Annotated in this window: 6 protein-coding genes and 2 pseudogenes; 2 read left to right on the forward strand and 6 right to left on the reverse strand. The window is 73.7% G+C overall.

Annotated elements, in window-relative coordinates; all coding sequences use genetic code 11:
- Nucleotides 1–42 precede the first annotated feature (42 nt).
- Both ACQUSR_RS10795 and ACQUSR_RS10800 read right to left on the reverse strand, forming a co-directional pair.
- Nucleotides 43–3,780: an ATP-dependent helicase gene (locus ACQUSR_RS10795; protein ID WP_431042346.1), complete on the reverse strand. Its 3,738-nt coding sequence runs from the start codon at nt 3,778–3,780 to the stop codon at nt 43–45.
- 260 nt (nt 3,781–4,040) lie between these two features.
- Nucleotides 4,041–4,448, reverse strand: a complete 408-nt coding sequence (locus tag ACQUSR_RS10800; protein WP_431042347.1) for an MGMT family protein — start codon at nt 4,446–4,448, stop codon at nt 4,041–4,043.
- A gap of 188 nt (nt 4,449–4,636) precedes the next feature.
- Here ACQUSR_RS10800 and ACQUSR_RS10805 point away from each other — a divergent pair, with 188 nt between their 5' ends.
- Together ACQUSR_RS10805 and ACQUSR_RS10810 are read left to right on the forward strand one after the other, a co-directional pair.
- The gene (locus ACQUSR_RS10805) at nt 4,637–7,711 is read left to right on the forward strand and encodes a lysylphosphatidylglycerol synthase domain-containing protein (RefSeq protein ID WP_431042348.1); all 3,075 of its coding nucleotides are present in this window, start codon (nt 4,637–4,639) and stop codon (nt 7,709–7,711) included.
- Between the two features lie 2 nt (nt 7,712–7,713).
- Nucleotides 7,714–9,315 (forward strand): alpha/beta hydrolase, encoded by a 1,602-nt coding sequence (locus tag ACQUSR_RS10810; RefSeq protein ID WP_431042349.1) that lies wholly within the window; start codon nt 7,714–7,716, stop codon nt 9,313–9,315.
- A gap of 76 nt (nt 9,316–9,391) precedes the next feature.
- Here the strand turns inward: ACQUSR_RS10810 and moeZ are convergent, their stop codons facing one another.
- The 4 genes and pseudogenes from moeZ to ACQUSR_RS10830 form a co-directional block, all read right to left on the reverse strand.
- Nucleotides 9,392–10,570, reverse strand: a complete 1,179-nt coding sequence (gene moeZ / locus ACQUSR_RS10815) for an adenylyltransferase/sulfurtransferase MoeZ (RefSeq protein WP_431042350.1) — start codon at nt 10,568–10,570, stop codon at nt 9,392–9,394.
- A gap of 61 nt (nt 10,571–10,631) precedes the next feature.
- Nucleotides 10,632–11,399, reverse strand: a complete 768-nt coding sequence (locus ACQUSR_RS10820) for a spherulation-specific family 4 protein (RefSeq protein WP_431042351.1) — start codon at nt 11,397–11,399, stop codon at nt 10,632–10,634.
- A pseudogene (locus ACQUSR_RS10825) lies at nt 11,387–11,533 on the reverse strand (reductase); the annotation flags it as partial. The pseudogene ACQUSR_RS10825 and the gene ACQUSR_RS10820, both read right to left, overlap by 13 nt.
- 86 nt (nt 11,534–11,619) lie before the next feature.
- Nucleotides 11,620–12,394 (reverse strand): annotated as a pseudogene (locus tag ACQUSR_RS10830) (NAD-dependent epimerase/dehydratase family protein); the annotation flags it as partial.
- Nucleotides 12,395–12,503 lie beyond the last annotated feature (109 nt).

The following is a 12,503-nucleotide window of genomic DNA, read 5'->3' on the forward strand; positions in this document are numbered from 1 at the left end:
CCCTCTGACAACGCGGCTCCGCTGACAACGCGGCTCCGCCGGCTACTCCACGATGTGGCGGCCCTCGGGTCGGGCGCTGCACGCGTTCCGGAAGGCGCAGCGGCCGCAGTGGTCGCCCGTGCTCGGGGCGAAACGCTCGTCCAGGACGCGCCCCGCCGCCTCGGCGAGCAGTTCACCGACCCACTCCCCCGCGAGGGGCTCCTGGGCCTGCACCTTGGGCACGGCCTCGCCGCCGTCCTTCTTGGCGGCGGCCTGCCTGAGCTGGACGAGTTCGGCGCCGCCCGGCTCGGGGCGGGTGCCGTCGAAGAGGCCGTCGACCGCGCCCTCGCGGACGGCGAGCTGGTAGACCGCGAGCTGCGGGTGGCGGGCGACGGCGTCCCGGGCGACGGGCTGCTTGCCGGTCTTGAAGTCGACGACGTACGCGTGCCCGGCGGCGTCCCGCTCCACCCGGTCCATGCTGCCGCGGATCCGCACCTGGTAGGCGTCGGCCTCCAAAGTGACGTCGAAGTCGTGCTCGGTGGCGACGGGGGTGCGGCCGCCGCGCTCCATGACGTGCCAGCGCAGGAAGCGCTCCAGCGCCGCCCGCGCGTTCTCCTTCTCCTGCCGTGACTTCCACGGCGCGTCGAAGGCGAGCGCCTCCCATACGGAGTCCAGTCGCTCCATAAGGACGGCGAGATCGGCCGGGGTGCGCCCGACGGCCACCTCGTCGGCCAGTACGTGCACCACGTTGCCGAACCCCTGGGCGGCGGTCGCGGGTGCGTCGGCCTTGACCTCCCGGCCCAGGAACCACTGGAGGGAGCAGGTGTTCACCAGCTGGTCCAGGGCGCTGCCGGACAGCGCGACGGGCCGATCGCGGTCGCGCAGCGGGACCGTGCTGCGCGTCGGCTCGTCCAGGCCCCACCAGCGGGAGGGGTGCGCCGCCGGGACCAGCGGCTGGCCGTCGTCGTCGCGCAGCGCCGCGAGCCGGGCCAGCCGCCGGGCGGCGGCGTCCCGCAGCGCGTCCGACGCCTCGGGGTCGACGGTGGTGGCGCGCAGCTCGGCGACGAGCGCGGCGACGGACAGCGGGCGGCGCGGGCGGTGCGCGACGTCCACGGGCTCGACGCCCAGTTCGGCGACGAAGCGGGAGGGCTGGTCGCCGTCCTCGGCGGCGGCCTTGACGGCGGTGACGACCAGGCGTTCACGGGCCCGGGTGGCCGCCACGTAGAACAGCCGCCGCTCCTCGGCGAGCAACGCGCCCTGGGACAGCGGCTCGGCCAGCCCGTCCCGGCCGATGCGGTCGGCTTCGAGCAGCGAACCGCGCCGCCGCAAGTCGGGCCAGAGCCCTTCCTGTACGCCCGCGACGACGACCAGCCGCCACTGGAGGCCCTTGGCGCGGTGCGCGGTCATCAGGCGTACGGCGTCGGGGCGGACGGCGCGGCCGGAGAGCGTGTCGGCGGCGATGTCCTGGGCGTCGAGCTCCTCCAGGAAGTTGAGCGTGCCGCGGCCGCCGGTCCGCTCCTCGGCGCGGGCCGCGGTCTCGAAGAGCGCGCATACGGCGTCGAGGTCGCGGTCGGCGTTGCGGCCGGCGGCGCCGCCGCGGTGCGCGGCGTGCCGCAGACGCCGCGGCCAGCGGGTGCCGTCCCACAGCTCCCACAGCGCCTGCTCGGCGGTGCCGCCGTCCGCCAGCAGCGTGCGGGCGCGCCGCAGCAGCAGGCCGAGCTGTCGCGCGCCGCGCGCGTACGAGGCGTCGTGGGCGACCAACCGCTCGGGTTCGGCGAGCGCCTCGGCGAGCAGGACGTCGGACGGGCGCGGCACGGTGGCCCCGGCGGCACGCTCCTCTTCGCGCAGGGCACGGCCGAGGCGGCGCAGATCGGCAGCGTCCATGCCGCCGAGCGGGGAGGTGAGCAGGGTGAGGGCGGTCTCGGCGTCCATCCCGGCCGCGCCTCCCGCCGACGCGGGACCCGGAGCACCGACCCCGTCGCCGTCATCCACCGACACAGGACCCGGAACACCGGCACCATCGCCGCCACCCACCGACACAGGACCCGGAACGCCGACACCATCGCCGCCATCCGCCGACACGGAACCCGGAACGGCAGCACCATCGCTGTCACCCGCCGACACGCGACCCGGAACACCGGCGCCTTGGACGTCATCCGCCGGCGCGGGGCTCAGGACGCCGGCGCCGTCTTCGGGGAGCCCGCCCAGCGGTCCGGGGCCCGCCGTGTCCCGCAGGGCCGCCGTCGCCGCCACGCGCAGGGCCGTGAGCAGTGGGGCCACCGCTGGTTCGTTCCGCAGGGGGATGTCGTCGCCGTCCACGTCCACCGGTACGCCCGCGGCCGTCAGCGCGCGGCGTACGCCCGGGAGCGAGCGGCCTCCGGCGCGTACCAGTACGGCCATGTCGCGCCACGGCACCCCGTCCTCCAGGTGGGCGCGGCGCAGGATGTCGGCGACGTTGTCCAGCTCCGCCCCGGCCGTCGGGTACGTGTACGCCTCGGCCCGGCCGCCGGGCCGGGCCGCCGACAGGTCGCGGTGCGCGCGTACCGCGTCCGCCGGGAGCCTGGTCAGCGGCATCCGCTGGGCGATCAGGCGGGTGACGGCCAGCAGGGCCGCGCCCGAGCGCCGGGACGTGCCGAGGACCGCCACCGGCGCGGGTGTGCCGTCAGGGCGCGGGAAGGCGTGCGGGAAGTCGAGGATGCCGTTGATGTCAGCGCCGCGGAAGGCGTAGATCGACTGGTCGGGGTCGCCGAAGACGACGAGCGCGCGGCCCGCCCGCCGCGCGGGATCGCCACGTCGCCCGGAATCGTCCCGCCCGGCGCCATCACGACCCGCGGCACCGTCCTGCCACTCGGCGTCGCCCTGCCGTGCCGCATCGTCCCGGCGCGCCGCACCGCCCCGCCGCCCGGCGCCACCGCCATGCGCACGCCCGCCGCGCCCGGGCTTCGGGTTGCCCGCCAGCGCGCGCAGCAGCCGCACCTGTGCCGCGTCCGTGTCCTGGTACTCGTCGACGAACACCGCGTCGTACGCCCCGGCCAGCCCCGCCGCCACGTGCGGGCGTTCCGCGAGCAGCACCGCCCGGTGCACCAGTTCCGCGTAGTCGAGGACGCCCTGGGCGTCGAGGACGTCGAGGTACTCGGCGAGGAACGCGGCGGCGGCGCCCCAGTCGGGCCGCCCGGTCCTGGCGGCGAAGGCGCCGAGGGCGCCGGGGCCCAGGCCCAGTTCGCGACTGCGTGCGAGGACCGCGCGCACCTCGTCGGCGAAGCCCCGCGTGGTCAGGCAGGCGCGCAGCTCGTCCGGCCAGTGGGCGGTGGCGCGGCCCTCGCGCGCGAGTTCGGTCTGGCCCGCGAGGAGCTCCCGGACGACGACGTCCTGCTCCGGGCCGGACAGCAGCCGCAGCGGATCGGCGAAGAGGTCGGCGTCCTGGTGGGCGCGGACCAGGGCGTAGGAGTAGGAGTGGAAGGTGGTGGCCTGCGGGGCGCGGGCGCCCCCCAGGCGCGCCGCCATCCGGTCGCGCAGGTCGACCGCCGCCTTGCGGCTGAAGGTCAGGACCAGCAGCCGATCGGGGTCGGCGCCCCGCCGTACGCGCTCGGCGACCGCCTCCACCAGCGTGGTGGTCTTGCCGGTGCCCGGTCCGGCGAGCACCAGGAGCGGCCCGTCCGCGTGGTCAACCACGGCGCGCTGCCGGGCGTCCAGGACAGGAGGGGTGACCGGCCCCGGCGGGGTACGTACCAACCGGTACGTACCCGTGGACGGCTGCCGCACCTGCCGCTGCCGCGCAAGGGACGAGGAGGAGGAGCTCACGTGGATCGCCGGTCCTGGTGGGTGTGCTGGGTTTCGAACGGCCGTATGCGGCACAGCCGTGTCCGGTACGACCGGGTCCGCCGGGCGGTGGCCGGGCGGTGAGGCCGGTCGGCGTGCCGCGGGCGGCACAGGGCTCCCCCGACGCTACGCCAGTGCGGGCGGGGGCCGGTCGGCCACGCCCCTCTGCGCGGCGGTCGCCCGCTGTGCGGACGGCCCGCGGGGCCGGGGGCAGACGCGAGGCCCTCCGGTCGCCGAAGCTGTCAGGTGTGAGGGATGTCTCCGTCGACGCCGCCGTCCCATCGGGCCGCGGCCAGATCGAGGCGCGGTATGTGGCCCTGGGCGCCGCGCGCCGCCGCCCGCAGCGGTGTGCCCTCCTCCTGGTAGTGCTCCAGGGCGCGCACCTCGTGGCCGGGCAGCAGACGGCCGTCCGCGCGGACCACGCGCCACCAGGGCACGGCCCCTCCGTAGAGCGCCATGACGCGCCCGACCTGCCGCGGGCCGCCCTCGCCCAGCCACTCGGCCACGTCCCCGTACGTCATCACCCGGCCGGACGGAATCAGCTCGGCGACCTCCAGGACCCGTTCCGCGTACTCGGGCAGGGGGGATCCCCCGGCGTCGCCGGCTGGGGGAGCGTCCACGGCCCGTGCTTCCTCGCTCTCCGGACTCATCCGGCCCATCTTGCCGTACGCCACCGACAACGCCCCGGAGAACGATGTCCACAGCCGGACCCGAATTCGGTCACCCTCTGTACGGCGACCGGCTACAGTCCGTACGATCCGAATTTCACGGCCCCGAGACACCCCCTGATGCCCTCCTCCTCAGCCCGGTCATGCCACCATCTTCCGGGCGGTGACTGGTGATACGAGATCAAGAAGAGACAGACGAGCAGCAAGGTGCGCAGCCTCCGGACGAGGCCCGCGCCCCTGATGTGCTGCCGCGCTCCGGCACGCCCCGCGCCCCGCGGACCTCGTTGACCAAGCCCGCCCCGGAGCCCCAGGCTCGGCCCCCGGCCGACGCCGGGGAGGGCGCCGAGCCTTCCGACGCCCATGGCTCCGCGCAGGACGGTCCACGCGAGCACGACGAACCACCTGCCCCGCACGCCGGCCACGAGCACGACGAACCACCCGCCCCGCACGCCGGCCACGAGCACGACGAACCACCCGCCCCGCGCGGCCGGCGAGACGAGGGGGAACCCGCCGACGAGCACCGCGACCGCCGTCCGCACGGCAGCCACGCCGTCTCCGGCGACGGGCCCGGCGACGGCCCCGGCCCGCGGATCGGCCGGGTCTCCGGCGACGAACCGCTGCTCCCCGCCCGCGTCCACCGCCCCTCCGACCTGCTGCGGCTGCTGCTCGGCGTCCTCGGCATCGGCATCGTCCTGGCCATCTCCGCCTTCGCGCACGGCACCACCAGCGGGCTGGAGAAGGACATCGGCGAGGGCACCGAGGAGGCGCCCGCGCTGCTGATCGACCTGGCGGGGCTGGGCGCCAGCGTCGCGGTGCTCATCCTGCCGGTGGCCTTCGCCGTCGAACGGCTGGTCAAACGCGACGGACTGCGGATCGCGGACGGCGTACTCGCCGCCGTGCTCGCCCACGGCGTCTCCCTGGCCACCGACCTGTGGGTCGCCGAGGGCGCTCCCGAGTCGATCCGCGAGGCCCTCACACAGGAGTCGCCGGGCGGCACGTTCAGCGACCCGGTGCACGGCTATCTGGCCCCGGTCATCGCCTATATGACCGCCGTCGGCATGGCCCGCAGACCGCGCTGGCGGGTGGCCATGTGGTGCGTGCTGCTGCTGGACGCCTTCGCGGTGCTCATCGGCGGCTACACCACCCCGTTCGCCATCATCATCACCGTGCTGATCGGCTGGACCGTCGCATACGGCACGCTGTACGCCGTCGGCTCCCCGAACGTGCGCCCCACTGGACAGCACCTGCTCGCCGGACTGCGCCGCGTCGGGTTCAAGCCCGTCAGCGCGATGCGCTCCGAGGACGCCGAGCCATACGAAGGCGACGGCGACGGCGGCGAGGGCCGCTCGGGCGCGCCCGGCGACCGGGGCCGCCGGTACCTGGTCACGCTGGAGGACGGCCCGCCGCTGGACGTGACCGTCGTGGACCGCGAGCAGCAGGCCCGGGGCTTCTTCTACCGCCTGTGGCAGCGGCTCGCGCTGCGCAGCATCACCCAGCCCCGCAGCCTCCAGTCGCTGCGCCAGGCGCTGGAGCAGGAGGCACTGCTGGCGTACGCGGCGATCGCCGCCGGTGCCGCGGCGCCCAAGCTGATCGCCACCTCCGAGCTGGGCCCGGACGCCGTGATGCTGGTCTACGAGCACATCGGCGGCCGCTCGCTGAACTCCCTGCCGGACGAGGAGGTCACCGACGAACTGCTGGCGGGCGCCTGGCACCAGGTCAAGGCGCTCCAGTCGCGGCGGATCGCCCATCGCAGGCTGGACGGCGGCGCGCTCCTGGTGGATCGTTCCGGCAGGGTGATCCTCACCGACCTGCGCGGCGGCGAGATCGCGGCGGGCGACCTGGTACTGCGGATGGACATCGCCCAGCTGCTCACCACGCTCGCGCTGCGGGTCGGCCCGGAGCGGTCGGTGGCCGCCGCCGTGGACGTCCTCGGACCGGACACGGTCGCCGACGCGCTTCCGCTGCTGCAACCGCTCGCTCTCAACCGCGGGACCCGCGCGACGCTGCGCCACCTTGCGCGGGAGCGCGCGGAGCGCCATCGCGAGGCGGTACTGGAGGCGTCCCGCGCCAGGAAGGCCGTCAAGGAGGCCCGCGGGGAGGCGGAGGCCCAGGAGGCGGAGACCGTCGCCGGGCAGCCCGGCCAGGTGAGCGACCGCAAGGCGGCGAAGGCCGAGAAGCAGGCGGTGAAGGCGGAGAAGGAGGCCGAGAAGCGCGCGATCGACGAGGCGCTGGAGGAGGCCCGCGAGGAGGACCTGCTCTCCCAGATCCGGCAGCAGGTGCTGCTGAAGCGGCCGCAGGCGCCCATAGAGCCGGTGCGCCTGGAGCGCATCAAACCGCGCACCCTGGTGACCTTCTGCGCCGGTGCCTTCGCCGCGTACTTCCTGCTGTCGCAGTTCACCCACATCCAGCTGGGCACGGTGATCAGCGGCGCGAACTACTTCTGGGTGGCGATCGCCCTCGTCTTCTCCGCGCTCACCTACGTGGCCGCGGCGATCAGCCTGCTGGGGTTCGTCCCGGAGAAGGTGCCGTTCGGGCGGACGGTGCTGGCGCAGGTCGCCGCCTCGTTCGCCAAGCTGGTGGCGCCCGCGGCGGTCGGCGGCGTGGCGCTCAACACCCGCTTCCTGCAGCGCGCGGGGGTACGGCCGGGCCTGGCGGTGGCGAGTGTGGGCGCCTCCCAGCTCTTCGGCCTGGCCAGCCACATCATCCTGCTGATGACCTTCGGCTACATCACCGGGACCGAGCGCACCCCGACGCTCTCGCCGTCCCGCACCGTGATCGCCGGACTGCTGACGGCCGCCGTACTGGCGCTGGTGGTGACGGCGATCCCCGCACTGCGGAAGTTCGTTTCCACTCGCGTGCGTTCGCTGTTCGCCGGTGTCGTCCCGCGCATGCTGGACGTACTCCAGCGACCGCAGAAGCTGGTGGCGGGCATCGGTGGAATGCTCCTGCTCACGGCCGCCTTCGTGATGTGCCTGGACGCGTCGATCAGGGCGTTCGGCGGTGATCTGAGCTACGCGAGCATCGCCGTGGTGTTCCTCGCGGGCAACGCGCTGGGGTCGGCGGCGCCCACTCCGGGCGGTGTGGGCGCGGTCGAGGCGGCGCTGATCACGGGTCTGACCTTCGCGGGCCTGCCGTACGAGACCGCGACCCCCGCGGTGTTCCTGTTCCGGCTGATGACATTCTGGCTGCCGGTACTGCCGGGCTGGCTGTCCTTCAGCCACCTCACACGCAAAGAGGCACTGTAAACATGCCGAGTTCCATACGGACCACGCGGACCAGAGCCCTGGTCTCCGCGACCCTCGCGATCGCGCTCGCCGCCCTCACCGGCTGCGGCGGTGACGACGACAAGGACAGCTCCTCGGCCGACCCCTCCTCCTCGGCCTCCTCTTCGACCCCCGCGGGCAGCCTGCCCGCCGGCCTCACCCAGCAGAAGCTGAACTGGAAGGAGTGCGCGGCCCCGACCCCGGCGCAGGGCGGCGGGGGAGCGGCTCCGGGCAGCGACTGGGAGTGCGCCACCCTCAAGGCCCCGCTGGACTACGCCAAGCCGGACGGCGACACCATCGACGTCGCCCTGATCCGCGCGCAGGCCAAGGACAAGGGCAAGCGGATCGGCTCGCTCGTCTTCAACTTCGGCGGGCCCGGCGGCTCCGGCGTCGCCGGGCTCCCCGCCTTCGCCGAGGAGTACGACACCCTGCGTTCGCGCTACGACCTGGTGAGCTTCGACCCGCGGGGCGTGGGCGAGAGCGCGGGCGTGCGCTGCCTGAGCGACAAGGAACTCGACAAGCTCAACACGGTCGACAGCTCCCCTGACGACGAGGCCGAGGTGGCGGCGATGGCCGCCGCCAACAAGAGGTACATCGACGCCTGCCGGAAGAACTCCGGCAAGGTGCTGCCGCACGTCGACACCGTCAGCGCCGCCCGCGACATGGACCTGATGCGCCAGGTCCTCGGCGACAAGAAGCTGTACTACTTCGGCATCTCCTACGGCACGGAGCTGGGCGGCGTCTACGCCCACCTGTACCCGAAGAACGTGGGCCGTTCGGTGCTGGACGCGGTCGTCGACCCGACCGAGGACCCGGTCACCGGTTCCATCGGCCAGGCCAAGGGGTTCCAGCTCGCACTCGACAACTACATGAAGGACTGCGCCAAGAAGGGTGAGCTCTGCCCGACCGGCAGCGGCGGCGCCGCGGGCAGCCAGAAGATCGTCACGCTGCTGAAGAAGCTGGACAAGAAGCCGCTGGAGGCCGACGGCGGACGCAAGCTCACCCAGGAGCTGGCGCTCACCGGTGTCGCGGCCGCGCTCTACAACCAGGAGAACTGGCAGTATCTGACGATCGCGCTGAACGAGGCGATGCGGCTGGGCAAGGGCAACATGCTGCTCCTCTTCGCCGACAACTACCTCAGCCGTGACGAGCAGGGCCGATACGCCAACATGCAGGCGGCCAACCGCGCCATCAACTGCGTCGACGACAAGCAGCGGTACACGGCCGAGGACGTGCGGGCGAAGCTGCCGGAGTTCCGCAAGGCGTCACCGGTCTTCGGCGAGTCGATGGCCTGGGGCATGACCGGTTGCACCGGCTGGCCCGCCGCCGGCAAGACCGACCGCCCGGAGGTCGGCGCGAAGGGCTCGGCCCCGATCGTCGTCATCGGCAACACCGGCGACCCGGCTACCCCGTACGAGGGCGCGCGCAAGATGGCCCGGGAGCTGGGCGACGGCGTGGGCATCGAGGTCACCCTGAAGGGCGAGGGCCACGGCGGCTACAACAGCGGCAACAGCTGCCTGAAGCAGGCCGTCGACGCGTACCTGCTGGAGGGGAAGGTCCCGGCGAGCGGCACGACCTGCTCGTAGGGCCACGACCCGCGCGTAGACGCGAAGGGGCCGGACCGCTGCGACGCGGTCCGGCCCCTTCCTGTAGCGCTCTCGGTCAGTAGACCGGCTTCTCCGGCTCGATCTGGTTGACCCAGCCGATCACTCCGCCGCCCACGTGGACGGCGTCCGCGAAGCCCGCGGACTTCAGCACGGCCAGGACCTCCGCCGAGCGGACACCCGTCTTGCAATGCAGGACGATCTTCTTGTCCTGCGGGAGGTCCTGGAGGGCGCCGCCCATCAGGAACTCGTTCTTCGGGACCAGCCGGGCGCCGGGGATCGAGACGATCTCGTACTCGTTCGGCTCGCGGACATCGATGATGTCGATGTTCTCGCCCCCGTCGATCCACTCCTTGAGCTGCTTCGGAGTGATCGTGGAGCCGAGGGCGGCCTCCTGGGCCTCCTCCGACACCACACCGCAGAACGCCTCGTAGTCGATCAGCTCGGTGACGGTCGGGTTCGGGCCGCAGACCGCGCAGTTCGGGTCCTTGCGGACCTTCACCTGGCGGTAGGTCATCTCCAGGGCGTCGTAGATCATCAGGCGGCCGACCAGCGGCTCACCCGTGCCGGTCAGCACCTTGATGGCCTCGGTGACCTGGATCGACCCGATGGAGGCGCACAGCACACCGAGCACGCCGCCCTCGGCGCAGGACGGCACCATGCCCGGCGGCGGGGGCTCCGGGTACAGGCAGCGGTAGCAGGGGCCGTGCTCGCTCCAGAAGACGGACGCCTGGCCGTCGAAGCGGTAGATCGAACCCCAGACGTACGGCTTGTTCAGCAGCACGCACGCGTCGTTGACGAGATAGCGGGTGGCGAAGTTGTCCGTGCCGTCCACGATCAGGTCGTACTGGGAGAAGATCTCCATCACGTTGTCGGCTTCGAGGCGCCCCTCGTGCAGCACGACGTTCACATACGGGTTGATGCCGAGGACCGACTCCTTGGCGGACTCCGCCTTGGACCGGCCGATGTCCGCCTGGCTGTGGATGATCTGGCGCTGCAGGTTCGACTCGTCGACCTCGTCGAACTCCACGATGCCCAGGGTGCCGACACCGGCCGCGGCGAGGTACATCAGGGCGGGCGAGCCGAGACCGCCGGCGCCCACACAGAGGACCTTGGCGTTCTTCAGCCGCTTCTGTCCGTCCATCGCGACATCCGGGATGATCAGATGGCGCGAGTACCTGCGGACCTCGTCGACGGTGAGCTCGGCAGCCGGCTCGACCAGGGGTGGCAGCGACACGGGGACTCCGTAAGAGGTGGGAGCGTCGGTTGTTCCTTCCGTAACACTGCCACGCCCCTTCTCATTCCGAGACACCAGGTCCGATCCGCGAGACGATTTCGTCCCAGTAGCCGGGCAGGGCCTCCCAGGGGTCCGCGGCGCCGGCGTCCTGGCCGGGCCCGGCCGTGCGGTCGGTGAAGTAGATCGTTCCCGCACCCTGCCAGCGGGCGATGCGCAGCGCCTCGTCCAGATGCGGGCGGGGCACGCCGTGCACCAGGTGGCAGAAGCGCTCCGGCGGATGGCTTGCGGTCCATTCCGCCGCCTGGGACCAGCGGTAGTCGGCCCAGGTGCCGCGGAAGGTCACCAGTTGGTCGGCGAGTTCCCCGTATCCCGGGTGCGGATGTGTGCCGTGCCCGAACACCAGGTACGCGCCGCCCCGCAGGGCGCGCAGGGCGGTGGCCACCCGGCGGGCCTCGGGAAGGCCGGGGCGCTCCGCGGGGCAGCGGTCGAGGTAGAAGCCCTCGACGCCGTACCAGTCGAGGTAGCGGTGGGCGTCGGAGACCAGTTCGCCCAGGAGCCGGGTGCCGGCGCGGACGTCCAGATGCCCCAGGACGCGGCCGCCCGCCCCGCGCAGCCGGGCGGTCGCGGCGAGGCAGTGCGGGTCGGGGCGGGCGCCGGGTCCGCGCGCGACGTTCAGGACGGCCCAGTGGAGGGGGAGGCCGACGCGGGTCAGCTCGGCCCACTCGGTGGGGGCCACCAGGGGGTGGGCGTATCCGGGCACGCCGAAGCCCAGGCGGGCCGCGGTCGGCGCGGCGGCGGCGCGGGGCCCGGGGGAGATCAGATGCGACACGCCGCCTCCATCCAGATGTCGGCGAGCGACTCCTCCAGGGCGATCCGCGGCCGCCAGCCGAGCCGGTCGCGGGCGGTGCGGACGTCGGCCTGCTGCCAGGCGCCGCAGCCGTCGGGGTACGGGTACGCGGCCGGGGCGGCGGCGCCGTGCTGGTCGGCATGCGCGGCGACGGAAGCGGGGACGCCGGTTCCCGCGCCCTGGGGCCCGCCCACGGCCTGCGCCAGGGGCTGCCGGGCGGCCGGGACGTCGACCTCGTTCAGTGAGCCGGCGAACCCGGCGACCCGGGCGAGGACTGCGGCGGCGTCGCGCAGCCGCACGGCGCGACCGCTGCCGATGTTGACCACGCCCTGCGCGGCGGAGAGCGAGGCGGCGTGCACCGCCCGCGCCACGTCCCGTACGTCCACGAAGTCGCGCTGGACGCCGAGGCCGCTGAGCTTGAGCTCGCCGTCGCCGGACTGCATGGCGCGGCGCATCGCGTCGGCGAGCCGACCGAGCGGGGAGCCGGCCGGGGTGCCGGGGCCGACCGGCGAGAACACGCGCAGCACGATGGCGTCCAGGCCGGAGCCGAGGACCAGCTCGGTGGCGGCCAGCTTGCTCACCCCGTACGGACCCCCGGGGCGCGGCACGGCGTCCTCCGCCGTGGAGGAGCCGGGCTGCGAGGGCCCGTACTCGGAGGAGCAGCCGATCTGCACCAGGCGGGCCGCGCAGCCGCTGCGGCGCAGCGCCTCGCAGACCGTCGCGACGGCGACGGTGTTGTGCCGGGTCAGCTCGCGGGCGCCGCCGCGGGTCGCGCCGGCGCAGTTGATGACGACGCCGGGGTGGACGGCGTCCAGGAAGCGGGTGAGCGCGCCGGGGCTGCCGGTGGACAGATCGAACCGGACGTCGGCGTCGTCGCCGCGGCCGAGGGCGGTGAGCTGGACCGACGGGTCGGCGAGCAGGTGTTCGGCGACATAGCGGCCGAGATATCCGCCGGATCCGAGAAGCAGAACCCTCATCGGTCACGCTCCCACGGCTGGGCGGGCGCCTGCGGCGTTCCGGAAGGACGGCCGGAGGGGGCCGGAGGGATGGACGGTCATCTTCGTTGCTCCTCGTGAGTTCGCGGAG

Origin of the sequence: Streptomyces sp. P1-3, assembly GCF_050613155.1 — a bacterium.
Lineage (GTDB): Bacteria > Actinomycetota > Actinomycetes > Streptomycetales > Streptomycetaceae > Streptomyces.